This is a genomic window from Dokdonella sp., from assembly GCF_039926425.1.
GTDB lineage: Bacteria > Pseudomonadota > Gammaproteobacteria > Xanthomonadales > Rhodanobacteraceae > Dokdonella_A.
The window spans coordinates 1-18,762 of sequence record NZ_JBDSWZ010000071.1 but is presented as its reverse complement, the minus strand read 5'-3'; the positions used below and the strand labels follow the sequence as shown (position 1 = coordinate 18,762).

Genomic DNA, 18,762 nt, shown 5'->3' with positions numbered 1-18,762 from the left:
ACTTTCGCGCTGACCTCGACCCGGTCGCGGTCCGAGAACTCCCAATCGATTTTGCCGAAGTAGAGATCCTCCGCGAACGGAATGTTTGTCGGTCCCAATTCCGCGACGGCATCGGCGGGTAGCAGCGATCGGACATCGATGCCGCCGATGTTGGCGACGCCCGGGATGACCGAACCGGGTGTGTCGAATCGTTTCGCTTCATAGGTGAAGAAGAAATGCAGCGTGTCCTGGATGATCGGGCCGCCCAGTGCAACGCCATATTCTTTTTCCTGGGACGGCACCTGCTTGCCGGCAGCGAGTTCGGAAGGAGTTTTCGAACGGAGTCCGTCGTCGGTAAACGTGTTGAACACTTCACCGTGGAAATCGTTGGTGCCCGATTTCGTTTCGGCGGTCACCGCCGCGCTCGAGACCTGGTCGTACTCGGCCTTGTAGTTCGACGTGATGACCTTGTACTCGCCGATGGCGAGCTGCGGGAATGGATTGCCCTGACTGAAGAACTGTCCCGATGCTCCGCCCTGATCTTTCACGTAGTTCTTCTGGCCGACTCCGTCGACGTAGACATTGATGCCGCCGGTATTCTGGCCGCCACCGCGCAACGTCGTGTTGCCATTCTGGTCGACGCTGAAAGCGACGCCCGGAATCGTATCGGCAAATTCAAGAAAATTCCGGGTGATCTGCGGGATGGTCTGGATCTGGCGTTGCGAGATCGTGCCGCCCACTTCGGACGTTTTCACTTCAGTCAGCGTCTGCGCAGTCACCACGACACCTTCGAGGGTGGTCGTCGCGGTGCTTGTGACGGCCGGACCACCAATGTCCAGAGAGGCCGTCGAGGCAACGGTCAACGTCACCGTCTGCTCGGTACCCGGTCCCGCGTCCACCTGGTAGGTGCCCGGTTGCAAACCAACGATCGTGTACGAACCGTCGTCACCCGCATTGGTACGGCGGACGCTTCCGGTTGCAATGTTCTTCGCGGTCACGGATGCCTTTGCGGGCGCCTTTCCGCGGAGCGTGGCGTCTGCCGACTGTGACCAGACGATCGACGGCATGAAACCGGTTGACGCGATCGCCGTCGTGATCAACGTGACCAGCAGTTTTTTCTTCAACAACGTTTGTCTGTTCATGACTCCCTCCCAAGTGGATCGATGGATGCCGTTTTTTTTGATGGATCAACTGCAGATCCGTCTGTCTGTCAGCCGCCTGATCGGCGTACGACGATTTCGCAACCGAGCGAAGACGGCAGTGCCGTCTCCTGTTCGGTGTGTTCGATTTGCCGTGCGAGTTCATCGAGCGCAGTGCGACCGAGGTCCGCAATGCTCACCCGCACGGTTGTCAGCGGCGGTGTCACGAACCGCGCGATCGGAATGTCGTCGAAGCCGGCGAGGGCGATGTCGTCCGGCACGCTGATGCCGAGCTCGCCCAGTGCGAACAGGCAGCCGATTGCCATCATGTCGTTCGCTGCGAAGATGGCCTGCGGCAGTTCACCGTGGTTGCGGATGTGCTTGCCGGCGCGGTATCCGCCGTCTTCGGTGAAGTCGCCGGCAAGGACGATTTCCGCTTGCCCAGGGAGAAGCGTGGCGAGCGTGTCGCGATAGCCGCGCAATCGTTCGTCCGCATCGAAATTGTTGGCCGGTCCGCCGATGAACGCGATGCGCCGATGTCCGCGTTCGATCAGATGACGGGTCATCATCGCGGAGCCACCGTAGTTGTCGATTGAAATCGAGCGATAGGTCTCGCCGCTGACGCGTGTGTTCATCAGCACGGTTGGAAGTCCGACCGGGAGATTGTCCGCCAGCATGTCCGCATCAGCGTGAGGAGACATGATCAGCAAGCCATCGACACGGCCGCGCAGAGCGCGCAGAACTTCACCGGCCTCCGACGCCGAGCCATGCGAACTGGAGACCAGCAAATGCAAACCGTGCGCGCGAGCAGCACTGTCCATGCCGCGAATCAATTCGGAAAAGAATTCGCCGTGCAGGTCGGGCAGCACCGCGCCAATGGTATGGGTGCGCCTGGTGATCAGGCTGCGTGCCGCGCCGTTGGGCATGTAGCGCAAGCGGGATGCGCATTCCAGAATGCGCTCGCGCGTGTCGTCGGCCATGCTCTTGTGACCGTTGAGTGCACGCGAAACGGACGCCACGGACACGCCGGCGGCCTTGGCCACGTCCTTGACAGTGATGCCCAACGTCACGAAGCCGCCCCTGACAGGATGTAATCGTTTACATCATCGCAGAAGTTAAAAAATTGTCATGCTGCGTTACAGCAGGTTTTTCTCTGCGGATTCGTCAGCGGTCTGCCGCATCCGCTCGCATCGTGACCTGCGTTGGCGCGCAGTCACGATGGTGTCTGGTCCGTAGCGAGCGCGTCGGATACGGGACTTGGGCGGAGCGAAGCGCGTGCACGCTTGGGTCGTAGCCGCACGAGTCGGATTTCGACCCGTGCACGCGCTCGTCCTCAGAACGTTTTCTCGAGTCCGAGATACAGCCCGCGCCGCGCGCCGAACTGCGGGGCGCCGACGCCAATTCCGGAACCATCGCGCAACTCGTACACCCGATCGGTCACGTTGATTGCAGCGAGCCGCACATCGAATTTTCCGACGGCTGCCGTGTCGAACGCGTGGTCGACCGAGAGGTTCACGGTGTAGTACTGCGGCAGATGCTCGCTGTTCGCGAAACCCGCGCGAAGGCCCGAGCCGTAGAGATAGTCGGCGCCGAATCGCGTGCCGTTCCACAGGTAGCTGACGCCGCCGGAGGACGCCAGGCGCTGGTCGTGGTCGAGGTGCACCCAGTGCGTCGCGATGTAGTCGAGTTCGTCCTGGTCGAAGTTGTACTGCCCGGTCACGACCTGCTTGCCCTGCGCGCGGCTGGACGACAGATTGAAATAGGCAGACAGGCCATCGTGGTCGTAGTTGGCGGTGAACTCGACTCCGCGAACCTTCCCGCGGGCGTAGTTGAACGGCGAGAAGATCAGCGCCGAGCCGAACTGGCCTTCGTCGAGCAGGTTGGCGACCTTGCGATAGTACGCATCGAGTCCGAGCGTGAGGTCGCTGCCGAACTTCTGCGAGATGCCCGCATCGAAATAATGCGAGCGCTCGGATCTCGTTTCTGCGTTGACGTCGGTCGGCAATGCATTGGTGGTGCCCTGGAACAGCGCGATATCGGACTGGGCGATGAGTTCCGCCGGCGGCGGCGTGAAATACCGCGCGTAGCCGGCGTGCAGTGTGGTCGTGTCACTCACGCGGTAGACCGCACCGAGGCGAGGGCTGATTTGTCCTTCGCTGACGTAGGCGTCGACCTTGTCCGCACGAACGCCATAGTTGATCGTCAGCGGGTCGCTGACCTGCCACTCGTCCTGCACGTAGAGGCCGTAGGTCTTTGCGGAGATGTGGGCGGCATTGTCGACGATGGTGATCGGCGTGGTGCTTGTCTGATTCCCGTCGGCATCGGCCGGGAACACCAGCGAGGTGTTGTTGGCGACCGGGTTTTCGTCGCTGACGTAGAGGCCGTAGCGCAGCGTGTGGGCGGTCCCGATCGCATTTGAAAAGTCGGCCTGGACTGTATTGGCGCGGTTGCTTCGCCCGATCGTGCCGGCGACGCCGTTGAACACCAGGTCGCCGATCGGGTCGGGCTGGTAGTCGACGCTGGTGTAGCGCTGGCCGAACGACACCTGGTAGCTGGTGTCGCCGAGCAGTCCCTGCAACGCGAGAACGCCGAAGCGCGTCTGCTCCGTCTGGCGTTCGTCGAGATGTGCCGAATCAAAGTCGGCCACGTCGCCAAGCTGGAACGCGGGCTCCTGGCCGGGATTGTTCGGGATCTGGAACCGGTTGTGCGTCGTGCCAAACATGAAGGACAGCCGGGTTGAATCGCCGAGCACGTAGGACAGCATTCCGAAGCTGCGTGCCTGCTGGGTGCGGTCGTGGATCGCGTCGCGCCCGGGGGTTGGATTTTCGATGCCGATGTCGCTCTGCAAAGTGCTCACGGTGACGAAACCGCTCCACGGGCCGTTGCTGCCGTACAACTCGGCCGACGGATTTACCGTACCGAATGAGCCGGTGGTCAGTCCGACGCTACCACCGACGGAGTCGCCGTCCTTTCCGGCGGCACCCGACTTCGTCGTGATGTCAACGATGCCGGCGGTGCGATAGCCATACTGGGCGGGCAGGGCGCCGGTGAGGAACGAGAGCGAATCGATCACGCGCACGTCCAGTCCCTGGCCGAATCCGCTGATGCTTTCCGGAATGATGGTGCCGTTGATGCGGTACTGCAGGTCGGCATGGTCGCCGCGTACGTGCAATTGACCGTAGGAGTCGTTCACCACACCGGGCGCCCGCAACAACAGCTGGTTGAGACCGGTCGAGTCGCCGAGCGGCATCTGCGCGATCGAGCTGCGGTCGAACAGGTACTGACTACTTCCAATGTCCGGCGACAGCTGGTTGCGCGCGTGATCGAGCTTGCCCACCACGCTGACCGTGCCGAGTGTCGGGTCATCGCTGGCCGCCGTGTACTTCGCGTTGCGTGATTCGCCCGTGCCTGGCTTGGAATCCGTGCTGTCCATGGTTAAGGCCATCGGCGGGGCAGGCGGAGCTGCCTGCGCCATGCCAGTGAGCGCGGCGACGATGGTGAGTGCCAGAGTGGTTTGATTCATGGGTATTCCACGCGGGTTGGAGAGAAGAGAGATATGTTATAACATACCGATCATCGGTCCCGCCCCATGCCTGAAGTCACGTTCAACGGCGTCAGGCGTCGCGCTCGCGCCTCAGGGCGGTTATGTTATAACGTCAGCAGAGAACGCCATGTCGACCACAGCACCCCGCCCATCCCTCGTTGCACGTTTCGCCGATCGCTTCGGCGCGACCGCGTCATTCCTGTGCGCTGTGCACTGTGCACTGCTGCCGTTGGTGATCGCGATCCTGCCTGCGCTGGGACTCAGTTTCCTCGCGGATCATCGATTCGAGCGGGCGTTCATCATTTTCGCGAGCGCGCTCGCGCTGACGACCCTGATCGTTGGATTCCGCCGTCACCAGCGGTTTTCGGCGTTCTGGTTTCTTGCACCGGGCATCGGATTTCTCGTTGCAGGCATCCTTGTCGACCTCGACAGCAGCATTGTTCTCCATTCGATTCTCGTCGCGATCGGCGGGACGCTGGTGGCGTGTGCGCACCTGATGAACCTGCGCCTCGCGCACGGACACGTGCACGGTCCCGCCTGCCTCCACTGAACGCGGTGCGATGTCCCGATTGGTTGCTGTCGTGAGCCGCGTGATTGTGTAACTGCACGACGCCTGCTTAGCATCGCCGCTGTTCTCAACACGGCGAGTCGATGAGCACTGATCACGCACCGCACACGCATCAACCCGGCGACGATCACGGCCATGGCCACGGGAACGCCAGCAAGCAAGGCCGCGAGTGGCGACTGCTGGCGGCGTTTGCGCTGACCCTCGCAGCCTTGCTGGTGGAGGCAGTGGGCGGATGGCTGTCCGGCTCGCTGGCCCTACTTGCGGATGCCGGCCATATGCTCGTCGATGCAGCCGCGCTGCTCTTCGCGTGGATGGGCGCGCGTTATTCGCGGCGGCCGGCCGATGAGCGACGGACCTTCGGTTACGCGCGCCTTGAAGTGCTGGTGGGGTACAGCAATGCGCTGGTGCAGTTCGTGCTGGTCGCGTGGATCGCGGTCGAGGCATTGATGCGACTGCAGGCTCCGCAGCCGATCCTGTCAGGAACAATGCTGGGAATCGCGGTCGTGGGCTTGGCGGTGAATGCGGTCGTGCTGTTCGCGCTGTCTGGCCACGATCACGACGATCTCAATACCGCGAGCGCACGCCTTCACGTCATCGGAGACCTGTTCGGCTCGCTCGGCGCGATTGCTGCCGCGTTGCTGATCCGCTGGTTCGGATGGCTGTGGGCCGACGCGCTGGTTTCGGTGCTGGTTTCGCTGCTGATTCTTGGGAGCGCGTGGCGCCTGTTGCGTCGATCGGCGCACATCCTGCTCGAAGGCGCGCCGGCCGGAGTCGACGACGAGCGTGTCGGCGTCGCTTTGCGCGCCGGCTGCGAGGGCCTCGAGGACGTCCACCATGTGCATGTCTGGCAACTTGCCGGCGGACGCTACGTTGCCACGTTGCATGCGCGGATGCTCGACGGCACCGACACTGATCGCGCGCTCGCCAGCATCCACGCTGTGCTGCGTGAACAGTTCCGCATTGACCATGCGACTGTGCAGGTCGAATCCGGCCGGTGTATCAGCGGTCCGTGCGGTTAGTCCTGCAACGGCCCGCGACAGTGCACTGGGCCAGTCCCATTCCTGCAAAGCGGCATGGTCCCGCACGCCACAGGTCGCAACGCTGCGCAGAGTCCAGCGATACGTGCACCAATCATTTGGCGGCCAGGCGCAGGCGAAGATCAGCCGCATAAGGTGACGCAAGCGCGTTGAGTTCGGGCTGGAATTCGGCGGCGAGCGCATCCGCTTCCATGGTCTTTTCCTGCGCGCGCAGCGCATTCACCAGCGCGACCTTGATTTCGAGCACACGCGGGTCGCCGGGAGGATGCGGCGGGCTCGCGACTGCAAGAGCCTCGCGTGCCAGCGCTTCCGCGGCGGCGTTCTGACCGAGAGCCAGCTTTGCGCGAGCGAGGGAAAACAGCGGTGCCCGCAATCGGAAATTGCCCGCCGGCAGAACGCGACGATCGACGTCCAGCGCAGCTGCTGCCGTTGCGGCGGCCGCAGGCGCGTCACCCGCGTCAAGCTGCGCTTCGCTCAGTTGCGCCTCCAAGCCGGCGAGCCACGGATTGGATTCGCCGGCGTTCGTCCGCGTCGCTTCGGACGCTTTCGTCAGCTCGCGCAGCGCATCGGCGTAGCGATGTTGCATGCGCAAGGCTGTGCCAACTCCGGCACGCGACAGGTTGAGCCACTGGGACGAGGGCGAGGAAGTCTTTTCCTGGATGAGCACTGCCCGCGCCAGCAGCGCCTGTGCCTCCTCGTACCGGCCGTCGAGGATCAGTGTACCGCCGAGGCTCGCCAGAGGAGTCGCGCTGTCAGGCGTATCGTTGGACCCCTGGTGCTTTGCCCAGATTGCCAGCGACTCGCGCGCCGCAGCTTCCGACTCCGCGAAGCGACCCAGTTCACGGTAGTCGCCAGAGATGAAGTTCCAGGCGAATGCAAGCGCATCGGGTCGCGTGGTTCCTATTCTCCTGAGCGTATCGTCGCGCAGTGCGATCCGTTGTGCCAACGCCTCGGAAAAACGTCCCTGAAGCTCGATGGCGCGGATCACGTTTGATCGGGCACTGCGTGCATTGTCGCTTTCCGGCGCCAATTGATCCGCGATCGCGAGAGTTTCGCGTTGCGCCGCCTCCGCACCCGCGAGGTCGCCCGAGTGAAGGAGCATGAGACCAAGGTCGTTGTACGCACTGCCGAGGTCGAGCGATGGTCCGCTGCGGATCTGCTTCCAGGCTGCGATTGCGTGGGTGAACGCCTGGCGCGAATCCTCGTAACGCCCGAGCTCATCGAGGGCATGCGCGAGCAAGGACCATTCGCCCGCGACGATCGCATGGTTTTCTCCCAGGGAAACGCGGTCAGCGGCGAGCGACTCGCGTGCGATCGCTTCCGCGCGCGGTGCATCGCCATTGCGCATGTGCGCCAGACCCATCGCATAGCGCGCTTCGGATGCCAGTTCGATCGAGTTGTCGGTGGAAGTGCTTGCGTAAGCAAGCGCTTCCTTCGCGTACGCAAGCGCCTTGGCCGGGAATCGTATGTCCATTTCCATCCACGATTGCGTCAGGAGATTGCGTGCTTTCACGTCATCCGGAACGCCAGGATCGTGATTCAGTGCGAGCGCCTGTTCCAGCAAGCGCTTCGCCGCAACACCATCGCTGATGCTGGTGTAGAGCTTGCCGATCAATCCCGTCAGTTCAGCCCGGATCGCCACGTTCATGTCGACCGCGGTTGCAAGCTGATGCTCGCCTTTCTCCAGCAACTGCTTCGCGGTGAACGGCTGGCCCTGGTTCTCGTCGGGATTGGCCTGTTCGAACACGCCCACCAGAAATTTGCGGACTGCTTGCGCTCGTTGTGCCTGTTCGCGCGCGATGTGCGCCTGATGAAAGCTGATGATCGCGGCCGCGAGGCTGATCCCGAATGCCAGCAGTGCTGCCGACAGGGCGTAGCGATTGCGGCGCGCGAATTTGCGAAGGCGGTACCAGCGGCTGTCGCCCCGTGCAGCGATCGGCCGACCGGCGAGGTAGCGTCGAATGTCTGCGGCCAACGCCTCGGCAGATTGATAGCGGCGGTGCTGGTCATGCGCGAGCGCGGTGAGCACAATGCGATCGACATCGCCGCGCAAGGCGCGCCGAAGCAAGCGTCCGGTGGTTCGATCGAGCGCCGCGCTGGGACCCACCGGCTCGGCTCGGTCGGATCCGGTTGAGCCGGAACGTGGCGGGCGCGTGCCGGCCAGCAGCTCGTAAAGCAACACACCCAGTGCATACACATCGGTCGCCGTCGTCACCGCACCTCCGACGAACTGCTCCGGGGCTGCATAATCAGGCGTGAGCAGTCGTGCGAGAGTTTGCGTCGGGTCCGATTCATCCGTCGCGGCGAGAACTTTCGCAATGCCGAAGTCCAGCAGTTTCGGTACACCCTCGGCCGTCACGAAGATGTTCGAGGGCTTGAGGTCGCGGTGTACCACCAGATTCTGATGCGCGTACTGCACGCCGTCGCAGACCGCAAGAAACAGTTCCAGCCGCGCACGCAGGTCCAGCTCATGCGTGCGCACGTGATCGGTGATCGTGACGCCTTCGACATATTCCATCACGAGGTACGGCGAGCCGGCGTCGTCGACACCGCCGTCGATCAGATGCGCGATGTTCGCGTGATCGAGGCGCGCGAGGATTTGGCGTTCCTGGCGAAACCGCTGTAGAAGCCCGGGAGTCGGGTAGGCGAGCTGCTTGACCGCGACACGGTGCTCGAAATGCCCGTCGCTGCGCTCGGCGAGCCACACGTCTCCCATTCCTCCGACCCCGATGCGCCGCAAGACCCGGTATGGCCCGAACTGGAGGGGTGGAGCGTCGGCGGCCGTATCCGGGTTGCCCAAGCCGTTCGTGTTTGCCGGTGATTTCTCGAGGAATCCCGCGGCCAGCGCGTCGGCCTGCAAGAGGAGGGAAACCCGTGAGCGCAGCTCGTGGTCGTCCGCGCAGGCGGCGGCAACCCAAGCCTCGCGTTCGTCGAGTGGCATCTCCACTGCCTGATCGAACAATTCAGAAACGCGTTGGCGGCTCATTGCGCCTTCTCGCAGGAAATCCATCGGTTCCCTTTTCTTACGTGAAAGAGGCCCTGATTACGCCGTCGGATGCAGGGCTGCATAGAGCAGCGCTTTCGCGCGGCGCCAGTTGCGGTTGAGCGTGCGTTCGCTCACTCCCTGCAACGTCGCGATGTCGCCGATATCGAGATCGGCGAAGAAGCGCATTTCCACCAGTTCGGCCAGCCGCGGATCCTCAATGCCAAGCTGGGTCAGTGCGCTGTCCAGGCGCAACAGTTCGTCGGGCCCGAGTTCCTGGTCGGCGACATCGATCGCCTCACTGATCTCGACCATCTGCAGGTTTTCGCCGCCGCGCTTTTCCGTGATGCGCGCTCGTGCATGGTCGATCGCGATCTGCCGCATGGCTTTCGCCGCGAGCGCGAAGAAGTGCCGTCGGCTGTGCAGCAGGTGGCCCTCGGGCCGCGCGAGCTTTAGATACGTCTCATGCACCAGGCCGGTTGTGTTGAGCGTGTGCCCGTAGGACGCGGCAAGCTGCTTGCGGGCAAGGACCTTCAATTCGTTGTACACCTTCTCGAACAGCGCCTGCACGGCTTTGCCATCGCCGCTGCCAGCCGCCTCGATCAGTGCCGTGACATCGCCACTCGTCATTCACCCGGTCCGCTATCGCCTCGAGGCGAGTATAGACGAGCGGTGGCCGGGTCGAATCCGGACGGCTGCATCGGTCGGATGCGTTGCGCCGAGGCAGTTTTCCGCTCGGCACCCGCGCCTTGAGCATGGCCTCCCGGGAGACAGCGCAACAGGGGAATGGCCTCTTTTCTTGCATAGCCCCCACAGGCTGCTATCCTGCGCGCCCAATCCACATCCGCGAATAAAGAGCAGTCATGGGCAGAGGCGACCGCAAGACCAAGAAAGGCAAGATCTCGATCCGCAGCTACGGCAATGCCCGTCCGCACGCGGAGAAGAAGGAAGCCGGTGCAAAGCCCGCCGTCGCGAAGACGGTTGCCAAGCCCGCCGTGAAAAAGGCGGCGCCGGTGAAGAAGGCCGCAGCGAAAAAGTCCGCCTGACGCAGGTTGCCGGGCGGGAGCGTCGCCACGCGCGGCGCTGCCGGCCGCATGCAATCGCGCGGTGCATGCCACGCGAATCGCGTTGAACCGACACCGATCGACCGCACATGGCTGCAAAATCGCGCAAATCCGACCGTAGCGGGTGGACGAGGCGTATTCGCCAGCGGCCGCGATTCCATATCGCGGTAGGCTTGTTCGTCGTCCTGTTCGGGGCGCTGGAGTTCCTCAAGGTGCCCGCTGGCCGATCGCTGCTGCTCGCGTTCGATGCGTCGGCCCTCGCGTTTCTCGCAATGCTCGGGCACATGTTCGCGGGGGCGAGCAACGCGGCAATCCGCGCGCGCGCGCGCGAAGAAGACCAGGGACGATACGGTATTCTTCTCACCGGCGTGTCGCTCTCGACGATCGTGCTCGTCGCACTGGGGCTGGAGCTCCATGCGGCGAACGGCGGGGGATTGCCGGAAATCCTGCTTGCCGCCAGCACGTTGATGCTGTCGTGGCTCTTCATGAATGCGATGTTCGCGGTCCACTACGCGCACGTCTACTACGGCGACGACATGCTCGCCAAAAAATGCGGCGGGTTGCAGTTTCCGGGCGCCGAAGACCCGGATTACTGGGACTTCGCGTACTTCGCGATCGTCATCGGAATGACCTTTCAGGTGTCCGACGTGCAGATCGTCGACCGCAGTCTGCGGCGCGCGGTTTTGATCCAGAGCATGATCGCCTTCTTCTTCAACGTGATCATCATCGCGATCACCGTCAACGTCGTCGCAGGCAAGGCATGAGGCGGGGCGGAAGCCGAAATACAGGCCTCGAAAGCCGTCCAGTTGCGCTTCAACGAAAAATTAGCGTTCTCCAAATTTTGGGCGTATAGTCGTTCGCACTGTGTTTGCAAGGGTCACTTTGAACCGTGGCCTGATGCAGTTGATCTGACGATCCGCTCCATCGCTTCGCCTCGCAAGCTCCCTGCAATCCAGTCTCGGTACGGATGATTCCGGCCGTGATTTCATCAATCAGTTTCAGGAGTTTCAAAGATGTCGAATCGTCAGAACGGTACGGTCAAGTGGTTCAACGACGCAAAGGGTTTCGGCTTCATCACCCCGGAAAGCGGTCCCGACCTGTTCGTGCATTTCCGCGCGATCCAGGGCAGCGGCTTCAAGTCGTTGCAGGAAGGACAGCGCGTCAGCTTCGTCGCCGTGCAGGGCCAGAAGGGCATGCAGGCTGATCAGGTCCAGGTGATCTGATCCCACGCGCGAGCGTGCTGGGACATCAAACCCCGGGCGGCGACGTCCGGGGTTTTTTCATGGGGTCGGACGCCGGCCATTCGGTGGTCCCGCGGACAATCGTGTGGGATCGACCTCCGACCCAGACGTGTTGCCCATCGATTCGGATCACGATCGATGCATCGCGCCCGATTTCGCGTCCCTGGCTGACCCGGTAACCGCGCGCCAGCGGCCCGTTGGGTTCACGCAATCCGATCCACGCGGCAATCAGGCCATTCGCTGCACCGGAGGCGGGATCTTCGACGATACCGACGCCCGCCGGAAACGCGCGCACCACGAGATCGTATCCGGGGTCGTCGTCGGTCGTTCGGGCAGCACGCGCGAATGCGCACAATCCGAGGCAGTCCGTGGTACGGGCCAGTTCCGCGATGGTGGCATGGTCCGGTGCCCAGGCTCGGAGCGCGGCTTCCGTTGCAAATTCGGTCACCCACCAGCGGCGGCCACCCTCGACGAATGCCGGGGGCAACGCACCGGGTTCGATATCGTTTAGCAGCGTTTTGAGCAGCGGTTCGCCGTCGGTTCCCTCGCGGATGACGCGCGCAGGCGGTGCCTGCACGAACAACTGCTGAATTCGCGCGTCGTGCTCGACGCGGATCGGCAGCAGACCGGCGCGGCATTCCTGCACGAGCCCACCATCCCGCAGCGGTGCGAATTGCGTCTCGAGCACAGCGTGGGCGCTGCCGATCGTCGGGTGGCCGGCAAACGGAATCTCGCGCGTGGGCGTAAAGATGCGCAGGAGATAACTCGCGTCGGGGTTCGACGGCGCGAACACGAAGGTCGTTTCGACCAGGCCAGTCCACGCAGCGAACGTCTGCATGTCCCCATCGCTCCATCCCTGCGGATCGACGACGACGCCCAGCGGGTTTCCGCCTCCGGCGCTGTGGGAAAACACATCGACTTGCAGATAGTGCGGAAAGCGGGTCATACGGCGTCGTGTGATGAAGGGACATGGATCATACCGTCGCGTTCCGCATGCGGCGAGCGATGGGGCATGGCATGCTCGCCACCCGACATGAAGAGGGTTTCTCCGTAGCGAACCAGGCCCGGCTCGCGATTCCGTTGACGAGCCGGCGCGGCAGGGCCGTCTACAAGAGCCGCGATGACTGCGTCACTTCTTTTCCCTTTCCACTGCCAAGGAACACTTCGTCCGTGTTGACCGTCAATTTCGTCATCATCGCCATCACTTGCGTCATCTCGTTCATGGCATTTTCGAATGCGCAGCTCATCGATCGACTGATCCTGTGGCCGCCGGCCATCACACGCGCAAAGGAATACTGGCGCCTTGCGACCTGCGGGTTGATCCACGCCGATCCGCAGCACCTGATCTTCAACATGATCACGCTGTATTTTTTCGGGCGTCTGGTGGAACCGTTTCTGGCAACACGCATCGGCGCGATTGGCTATGCGCTGTTCTATGTCGTCGGACTGGTGGTGTCGAGCCTGCCAAGTTACCTCAATCACCGGAACGATCCGGCGTATCGAAGCCTCGGCGCATCAGGCGCCGTTTCGGCGGTGTTGTTCGCTTTCATCGTATTGCAGCCGTGGGCGACGATCTACGTTTTCGTGCTGCCGATTCCTGCGGTGATCTACGCAGTGCTGTATCTCGCTTATACCTTCTACATGGATCGTCGCGCATCCGACCGCATCAACCACAGCGCGCATCTGTGGGGCGCGGTCTACGGGATGCTGTTTCCGGTACTGATCGAACCGGCGGTACTGCCGCGCTTCTTCCAGTTGCTGGTCCATCCGACGTTCCAGAGATTTGGCTGAGCACCCGGAAAGGCAGGGACTGCAGTGTCGTCGCGGACGCGCGTGATCAATCCCGCCGAGTCGTGACAAACGGTCGCGAGCAAGCGACGCTCACGCCCTCTGCGCGAATTCCTTCATCGTAGGTTGTCGGGTGGAGGAATAACTTGCCGGACCGTCGCGACGTGCGACGCCATCGCTCGGCTTCACCCATCGCGCCGTCGAGTGGGTCGCTGTGCGGTCGACCAGCCGCCTCCATCAAGAAAAGGTGTTCCAGATGACAATGCTCAAACTGCCGATGCGCGACGCTCTGCGTCTGGTGCGCGCAGGCAAGGTGACTGAGGCGACAAAGCTCATCAAAGGAGCGCTGACGGGCCGAGACGAGTCACGGCAGTCTCCGATCGATGTCGAGTTCGAGATCATCGACCGGGACACATCCGACTTTTCGAGCCAACGATCGTCCGGCCGGACGGTGCACGACGATGCGACGTCGACGACGGACGAACCGCAGGTCGCCCAAGCGGAGTCACACAGGTCGGCACGGTCTGCAAGATTCGAAGCAGGCGTGTTCGCCAATGCGTCCGGCTTGCGAAGCTACAAGTTGTGGAGTCCTGCAGACGCGTCGAGCCGAACGTCCACTTCGTTGATCGTCATGTTGCATGGATGCACGCAGGACGCCGATGACTTCGCGATCGGAACCCGGATGAACGCGCTGGCCGAACGCGGCGGCTTTCATGTCTTGTATCCAATCCAGTCGGCGTCTGCGAATTTCAATCGCTGCTGGCAGTGGTTTCGTGCGGAAGACCAGCATCGCGACGCTGGTGAGCCATCGATCATCGCCGACCTCACGCGCAAGATCGTGGCTGACCATGCGATCGACCCGGCGCGCGTGTTCGTGGCCGGCCTTTCCGCTGGCGCGGCAATGGCGGTGATCCTCGGAAGAACCTATCCCGACGTGTTTGCAGCGGTGGGATCCCACTCCGGTTTGCCCTATGGATGCGCGGACAACGTGCCGTCGGCGATGGCGGCGATGTCGGGCCAGCCGCGCTCGACAAGATCGCGACCGGGGAACACGTCGAACGATTCAGCCCAACCCCGTCCGGGCATTGCAATTCATGGCAACCGGGACACGACGGTCGTGCCGGCGAACAGCGACGCGCTCGTCGCGCAGTGGGCGAAGGCGTATGCAGATCGCGGACGGCCTTTAGGGGCAACCGCTGTCCGCGGTCCAACGTCCGATTGCTCACGATTTGCGACGGCGAACGGCGAGGTGCTCATTGAGCAGTGGACGATTCCCGGCGCCGGCCATGCCTGGTCGGGCGGCGATGCGCGCGGTACGTACGCTGTGGCAGACGGACCGGACGCATCGCAATTGATGGTGGATTTTTTCACCCGAATCGGCAGCAGTCCTGCACGCTAGAAACACGCGAGCGCAAGCTGGCGAAACGATGGAGGGTGGGGCGGCTGGAATGCCGGATCCGCCCCCCGCATCGATTTCATTCCGGTACCGCTTCACCCGATCCGCCAAGCTCCTTGGGAAAGTCCTTCAGCTTGGGAAGTCCGTCGTGCATGCGGAGGACCGTTTCGCTGTAATTGACGTGCACGCCCGCTTCGAATGCCACCCCGGGAATCGTCGCGGCATACACGTCGACCAGGCCAAACCCCGGATGATCGGTCATCACGTGACCGCCGCACTTCGTGCAGAACTTGCGTTCGCTGCTCGGGTTCTTGGCAAACTGTCCGATCGAGTCCGCACCCTTCGTGACCTTGACGTTCTCCGGCTTCCACAGCGTGAATGCGTTGACTGGACCCGCTGACCAGGAGCGGCACGATTCGCAGTGGCAATAGCCCATCGCTTCCGGCGCACCGGTGACTTCGAGCTGGACTGTTCCGCAGAAGCAGCTGCCGCTATGTGTTGTCGTCATGATGAACCTCGCTGGTTGGTCGCTTCAGGGGAGGCGCGAGTGCCGCAGACTCGCAACCGTTCGTGACGCCGCATGGATCGCGAAATCTGTGTCGCCAATTCATGGCTTCGACGCGGACGACACGCGCGCGAGCAATTTTCCAATCGCCGGCGTCCACAACGACCAGTCGTGCCGGCCAGGAAGCATCATCACATGGTCGGCCGAAAGTTGCGGACTCATCAGTTCAATCGGCACACGAAAGGGTTCGTTGTCGCCATAGGCCAGCCACACTGTGCGTGCCCGCTCCGGCTCGTCGGACCATCGCTTGAGCGTGCGCCACAGCTCGTGCTGGAACGTTTCCGAGGACACCGCTTGCGGCGGGCCGGCATTCCAGGATGCCAGGCCGCCCGCACTGCGGATCTCGTTCTGGATGGGATCGTCGCCGAGATAGGGTGAGAAGAGCAGCAGTCCATCGATCTGTCCGGGGTACTCGCGCTCGTAAAGCACCGCCCCCATGCCGCCGAGCGAAATGCCGGCAATCCAGATTTGGCCGCGATGCCTCGCACGCACAGGTTCGATCACTTCGTCATGCAGTCGCTGAGTCGCATGGCCCTGACGGTAGAACGGCATCGTGAGACCGGTCAGGACGACATCCGCATCGGGCCATGCACTCTGGATGGTCTGGGCGACATTGAGGCGCTGCATCGATTGAAGGTCATCGCCGCGTCCCGGCAGCATGACGACGGTCCGTCGCACGGCGGCAGGTGCCGGGAAATCCGCTGTTGGAATCGGGCGGGTGACGTCGCCGCCAGTCGCGCATGCCGTCAACCAAAGCGCCATTGCAACGGCCAACAATCGGATCCCCTGACCAGCGTTGGATGGAATCCAATGTCGGGCTACTTCGAGAAAAGAACGCGAGCGCGCCCGCTCTTGCGCATGAATTTCAAAGCACATCACCGGGTTCGTGGCCATCAATGCGTTCCTCGCGTGCGCAGCTCTGATGAAATAGCAAATGTCGCATGACGACGGCGTGAACGCTGCCCGTAACTGCGCTCGCGACAGACTTAAGGCGACTCGGGGACGGCTGCATTGTGATTGGTGGGCATCATGCTGACCCTGCGAGGCGGGGCCAACCGCGGACGCGAACAGAAATTCGCCGTTCCGCTGGCAGCCAGCTTCGGTCGGTAGTATCAGGACATTCTCGAAAGAGATCACCTGAGGGGATTCACCATGTCCGAAGATATCGCCAAGACGCCCGCCGATCACGTGGCAGATACGTTGTTGCAGCTGAAGGAGATGCGGCATTACTCGAAAGGCAACGTTGAACGCCTGACGGCAGCGTGGATGTTGTTCGACGGCGAGCTGTCGAACCTGAAGCAAACCTCGAAGATCGACGATCTGATGAACCGCCAGGGGCAGTTGCATGACGCGCTCGAGGCGGTCATTTCGGACCTCGAGGAGATCCATCTTTCCATGCAGCCGGCCGCCGTCGAGGAATAGATCGGGCCAGGGGAGGTTGCACCGATCGCAGTGACTCCGTGGACGCAGAGTCCAGTCGTCACTGGTGGTTTGGCTGCGGGGGCAATCGCTGTACCATCGATCAGGTATGCCGAGCCCAGCCAATCTGTTCGCCCTGATCGTTTTCAGCGTGGTCGGTTTCGCGATGTTCGGCTATGCGCGACAGCAGGGACGCTGGAAAATGGCTGGAATCGCCGTTGCGATGATGGTCTATCCGTATTTCGTCGACCAGACCTGGCTGCTCTACACAATCGGATTGGCTCTATGCACGGCGATGTTTCTGATAAGGGAGTGACCACTCGGGATCGCTGGCATGCGAACCGGGATGCCGAGCGCAACCGGTGTTCAGCCTGCATGGCATTGCGATGGGACAAGAAACCTCATGACGATTGAACTCCGCATGTTGGCGTGGGCGACGGCTCTTGGCATCGCCCACGTGCTCCTTGCTGCTGCGCTGGCGACGATGCAGCGTGGCCTTCGGTGGAACGCAAGTTCGCGCGACGGAGTCGCAGAGCCGCTGGTGGGCGTCGCGGCGCGCGTCGATCGTGCATCGCGAAATTTCCTCGAGACGTTTGTGTTTTTCGCGGCCGCGGTGTTGGCGGTGGTGGTTGCGCAGAAAACCTCCGAGTGGACTGCTCTTGGTGCGCAAATCTATTTCTGGGCTCGGGTGGCATATCTGCCGGTGTATGCCGCGGGCATTCCCTATCTGCGCACGCTGATCTGGGCTGCGGGTTTTTACGGCATGCTCCAGGTCATCGAAGCGCTGTTCTGACCGCGCGATCTGCACGCGTTCATCGCGCGATGGACAGAGCGACCGCCTCCGCAACCTTGATGCCGTCCACGGCAGCGGAAAGGATCCCGCCGGCGTATCCGGCGCCTTCGCCGGCTGGATAAAGTCCTCTGGTGTTGATGCTCTGGAAATCGTCGCCGCGCCGGATCCGGATGGGCGACGACGTTCGCGTTTCGACGCCGGTGAGCAGCGCATCCGCCATCGCGAATCCCCGGATCTGCCGGTCGAATGCGGGTAGCGCCTCGCGGATCGCGGCAATCGCATAGTCGGGTAGCGCAGTATCCAGCTCACCCAGATGCACGCCCGGTGTGTACGACGGGAGCACCGCTCGAAAAGAGCTCGACGCCCTTCTTGCCAGGAAGTCGCCAACCAGCTGGCCTGGCGCGTTGTAGGTTCCGCCGCCGAGCGTGAACGCGCGTGCCTCGAAGTGGCGTTGCAGCGCGATGCCGGCAAGCACTCCGTCGCCGTACGGCGCGAAATCTTCTGGCGTGATGCCAACCACGATGCCGGCATTTGCATTGCGTTCGTTGCGCGAATACTGGCTCATGCCGTTGGTCACGACGTGGCCGGGCTCGGATGCTGCGGCGACCACGGTACCGCCCGGGCACATGCAGAAGCTGTACGCCGAACGGCCATTGCGCGCGTGATGTACGAGTTTGTAGTCGGCCGCGCCAAGCAGCGGATGACCGGCTTGCGAACCAAAGCGTGCCTGGTCGATCAGCGACTGCGGATGTTCGATGCGGAAACCAACCGAGAACGGCTTCGCTTCGATGTACACACCGCGCGCGTGCAGTCGCTCGAATGTATCGCGCGCGCTGTGTCCAACGCCGAGCACGACATGGTCTGCGCGCAACTCTTCGCCGCTGGCGAGAACGACACCGCGCATCTGTCCATCATCGATCAGCAGGTCGTCGACGCGACACCCAAAGCGGATGGTCCCGCCGAGCGACTCGATTGTCGCGCGCATGCGTTCGACCATCGTGACGAGGCGGAACGTGCCGATGTGTGGTTTGGACACGTACAGGATTTCGTCCGGAGCGCCCGCCTTGACGAACTCGGTCAGCACCTTGTGCCCGTGATGGCTCGGATCGCGAATCTGGCTGTATAGCTTTCCGTCGGAGAACGTGCCCGCGCCGCCTTCCCCGAATTGCACATTCGACTCCGGATCCAGTTCGCGCTTGCGCCACAACCCAAACGTGTCGACCGTTCGTTCGCGCACTGCCTTTCC

At 62.6% G+C, this 18,762-nt stretch carries 19 protein-coding genes; 10 read left to right on the top strand and 9 right to left on the bottom strand.

Annotation, left to right across the window (positions count from 1 at the left end; genetic code table 11):
- The 3 genes from ABIV12_RS04135 to ABIV12_RS04125 all read right to left on the bottom strand — a co-directional run.
- On the bottom strand, positions 1 to 1,121 hold a 1,121-nt coding region (locus ABIV12_RS04135; protein WP_348056526.1), incomplete at its 3' end, for a carboxypeptidase-like regulatory domain-containing protein.
- Positions 1,122 to 1,189: 68 nt separating this feature from the next.
- The gene (locus ABIV12_RS04130; RefSeq protein WP_348056524.1) at positions 1,190 to 2,182 is read right to left on the bottom strand and encodes a LacI family DNA-binding transcriptional regulator; all 993 of its coding nucleotides are present in this window, start codon (positions 2,180 to 2,182) and stop codon (positions 1,190 to 1,192) included.
- A gap of 269 nt (positions 2,183 to 2,451) precedes the next feature.
- Positions 2,452 to 4,641 carry a TonB-dependent receptor gene (locus tag ABIV12_RS04125; RefSeq protein WP_348056522.1) on the bottom strand — a complete coding sequence of 730 codons (2,190 nt, stop codon included), beginning with the start codon at positions 4,639 to 4,641 and terminating at the stop codon, positions 2,452 to 2,454.
- Between the two features lie 148 nt (positions 4,642 to 4,789).
- On the opposite strand from ABIV12_RS04125, the gene ABIV12_RS04120 reads away from it, so the two are divergent.
- Positions 4,790 to 5,212: a MerC domain-containing protein gene (locus ABIV12_RS04120; protein ID WP_348056520.1), complete on the top strand. Its 423-nt coding sequence runs from the start codon at positions 4,790 to 4,792 to the stop codon at positions 5,210 to 5,212.
- A gap of 101 nt (positions 5,213 to 5,313) precedes the next feature.
- Complete coding sequence (locus ABIV12_RS04115) at positions 5,314 to 6,249, top strand: cation diffusion facilitator family transporter (RefSeq protein WP_348056518.1); 936 nt, start codon at positions 5,314 to 5,316, stop codon at positions 6,247 to 6,249.
- 112 nt (positions 6,250 to 6,361) lie between these two features.
- Here ABIV12_RS04115 and ABIV12_RS04110 read toward each other — a convergent pair whose 3' ends face one another.
- The gene (locus ABIV12_RS04110) at positions 6,362 to 9,253 is read right to left on the bottom strand and encodes a serine/threonine-protein kinase (RefSeq protein WP_348056516.1); all 2,892 of its coding nucleotides are present in this window, start codon (positions 9,251 to 9,253) and stop codon (positions 6,362 to 6,364) included.
- A 57-nt stretch (positions 9,254 to 9,310) separates the two neighbouring features.
- A complete protein-coding gene (locus ABIV12_RS04105; protein WP_348056514.1) occupies positions 9,311 to 9,880 on the bottom strand; it encodes an ECF-type sigma factor in 570 nt (189 codons plus the stop codon).
- A gap of 233 nt (positions 9,881 to 10,113) precedes the next feature.
- On the opposite strand from ABIV12_RS04105, the gene ABIV12_RS04100 reads away from it, so the two are divergent.
- The 3 genes from ABIV12_RS04100 (at position 10,114) to ABIV12_RS04090 (ending at position 11,537) form a co-directional block, all read left to right on the top strand.
- The gene (locus tag ABIV12_RS04100; RefSeq protein WP_348056512.1) at positions 10,114 to 10,296 is read left to right on the top strand and encodes a 30S ribosomal protein THX; all 183 of its coding nucleotides are present in this window, start codon (positions 10,114 to 10,116) and stop codon (positions 10,294 to 10,296) included.
- A 107-nt stretch (positions 10,297 to 10,403) separates the two neighbouring features.
- Positions 10,404 to 11,078: a DUF1345 domain-containing protein gene (locus tag ABIV12_RS04095; protein WP_348056510.1), complete on the top strand. Its 675-nt coding sequence runs from the start codon at positions 10,404 to 10,406 to the stop codon at positions 11,076 to 11,078.
- Between the two features lie 249 nt (positions 11,079 to 11,327).
- The gene (locus ABIV12_RS04090) at positions 11,328 to 11,537 is read left to right on the top strand and encodes a cold-shock protein (RefSeq protein WP_348056508.1); all 210 of its coding nucleotides are present in this window, start codon (positions 11,328 to 11,330) and stop codon (positions 11,535 to 11,537) included.
- 25 nt (positions 11,538 to 11,562) lie between these two features.
- On the opposite strand, the gene ABIV12_RS04085 is transcribed toward ABIV12_RS04090, so the two are convergent.
- Positions 11,563 to 12,501: a PhzF family phenazine biosynthesis protein gene (locus ABIV12_RS04085; protein WP_348056506.1), complete on the bottom strand. Its 939-nt coding sequence runs from the start codon at positions 12,499 to 12,501 to the stop codon at positions 11,563 to 11,565.
- A gap of 275 nt (positions 12,502 to 12,776) precedes the next feature.
- Between ABIV12_RS04085 and ABIV12_RS04080 the strand changes: the two genes are divergently transcribed.
- Both ABIV12_RS04080 and ABIV12_RS04075 read left to right on the top strand, forming a co-directional pair.
- Positions 12,777 to 13,346: a rhomboid family intramembrane serine protease gene (locus ABIV12_RS04080; protein WP_348056504.1), complete on the top strand. Its 570-nt coding sequence runs from the start codon at positions 12,777 to 12,779 to the stop codon at positions 13,344 to 13,346.
- A 253-nt stretch (positions 13,347 to 13,599) separates the two neighbouring features.
- Positions 13,600 to 14,742 (top strand): PHB depolymerase family esterase, encoded by a 1,143-nt coding sequence (locus tag ABIV12_RS04075; protein WP_348056502.1) that lies wholly within the window; start codon positions 13,600 to 13,602, stop codon positions 14,740 to 14,742.
- A 76-nt stretch (positions 14,743 to 14,818) separates the two neighbouring features.
- On the opposite strand, the gene ABIV12_RS04070 is transcribed toward ABIV12_RS04075, so the two are convergent.
- Positions 14,819 to 15,247 (bottom strand): GFA family protein, encoded by a 429-nt coding sequence (locus ABIV12_RS04070; RefSeq protein ID WP_348056500.1) that lies wholly within the window; start codon positions 15,245 to 15,247, stop codon positions 14,819 to 14,821.
- A 99-nt stretch (positions 15,248 to 15,346) separates the two neighbouring features.
- Positions 15,347 to 15,964 (bottom strand): alpha/beta hydrolase-fold protein, encoded by a 618-nt coding sequence (locus ABIV12_RS04065; protein ID WP_348056498.1) that lies wholly within the window; start codon positions 15,962 to 15,964, stop codon positions 15,347 to 15,349.
- A gap of 492 nt (positions 15,965 to 16,456) precedes the next feature.
- Here ABIV12_RS04065 and ABIV12_RS04060 point away from each other — a divergent pair, with 492 nt between their 5' ends.
- From ABIV12_RS04060 to ABIV12_RS04050, 3 genes are all read left to right on the top strand, one after another.
- Entirely contained in the window at positions 16,457 to 16,726 is a 270-nt protein-coding gene (locus ABIV12_RS04060) for a hypothetical protein (RefSeq protein WP_348056496.1), read from the top strand.
- A 106-nt stretch (positions 16,727 to 16,832) separates the two neighbouring features.
- Positions 16,833 to 17,039, top strand: coding sequence for a hypothetical protein (locus ABIV12_RS04055; RefSeq protein ID WP_348056494.1), 207 nt, complete (start codon positions 16,833 to 16,835; stop codon positions 17,037 to 17,039).
- 87 nt (positions 17,040 to 17,126) lie between these two features.
- On the top strand, positions 17,127 to 17,516 hold the full coding sequence (locus ABIV12_RS04050; RefSeq protein WP_348056492.1) for an MAPEG family protein: 390 nt from the start codon (positions 17,127 to 17,129) through the stop codon (positions 17,514 to 17,516).
- Between the two features lie 19 nt (positions 17,517 to 17,535).
- Here ABIV12_RS04050 and ABIV12_RS04045 read toward each other — a convergent pair.
- On the bottom strand, positions 17,536 to 18,762 hold a 1,227-nt coding region (locus tag ABIV12_RS04045; RefSeq protein WP_348056490.1), incomplete at its 5' end, for an FAD-dependent protein.

Coding starts and splice junctions, on each gene's coding strand:
- ABIV12_RS04125 (WP_348056522.1), bottom strand. CDS start 4,641: ATGAATCAAACCACTCTGGCACTCACCATCGTCGCCGCGCTCACTGGC.
- ABIV12_RS04120 (WP_348056520.1), top strand. CDS start 4,790: ATGTCGACCACAGCACCCCGCCCATCCCTCGTTGCACGTTTCGCCGAT.
- ABIV12_RS04115 (WP_348056518.1), top strand. CDS start 5,314: ATGAGCACTGATCACGCACCGCACACGCATCAACCCGGCGACGATCAC.
- ABIV12_RS04110 (WP_348056516.1), bottom strand. CDS start 9,253: ATGAGCCGCCAACGCGTTTCTGAATTGTTCGATCAGGCAGTGGAGATG.
- ABIV12_RS04105 (WP_348056514.1), bottom strand. CDS start 9,880: ATGACGAGTGGCGATGTCACGGCACTGATCGAGGCGGCTGGCAGCGGC.
- ABIV12_RS04100 (WP_348056512.1), top strand. CDS start 10,114: ATGGGCAGAGGCGACCGCAAGACCAAGAAAGGCAAGATCTCGATCCGC.
- ABIV12_RS04095 (WP_348056510.1), top strand. CDS start 10,404: ATGGCTGCAAAATCGCGCAAATCCGACCGTAGCGGGTGGACGAGGCGT.
- ABIV12_RS04090 (WP_348056508.1), top strand. CDS start 11,328: ATGTCGAATCGTCAGAACGGTACGGTCAAGTGGTTCAACGACGCAAAG.
- ABIV12_RS04085 (WP_348056506.1), bottom strand. CDS start 12,501: ATGACCCGCTTTCCGCACTATCTGCAAGTCGATGTGTTTTCCCACAGC.
- ABIV12_RS04080 (WP_348056504.1), top strand. CDS start 12,777: ATGGCATTTTCGAATGCGCAGCTCATCGATCGACTGATCCTGTGGCCG.
- ABIV12_RS04075 (WP_348056502.1), top strand. CDS start 13,600: ATGACAATGCTCAAACTGCCGATGCGCGACGCTCTGCGTCTGGTGCGC.
- ABIV12_RS04070 (WP_348056500.1), bottom strand. CDS start 15,247: ATGACGACAACACATAGCGGCAGCTGCTTCTGCGGAACAGTCCAGCTC.
- ABIV12_RS04065 (WP_348056498.1), bottom strand. CDS start 15,964: ATGCTGCCGGGACGCGGCGATGACCTTCAATCGATGCAGCGCCTCAAT.
- ABIV12_RS04060 (WP_348056496.1), top strand. CDS start 16,457: ATGTCCGAAGATATCGCCAAGACGCCCGCCGATCACGTGGCAGATACG.
- ABIV12_RS04055 (WP_348056494.1), top strand. CDS start 16,833: ATGCCGAGCCCAGCCAATCTGTTCGCCCTGATCGTTTTCAGCGTGGTC.
- ABIV12_RS04050 (WP_348056492.1), top strand. CDS start 17,127: ATGACGATTGAACTCCGCATGTTGGCGTGGGCGACGGCTCTTGGCATC.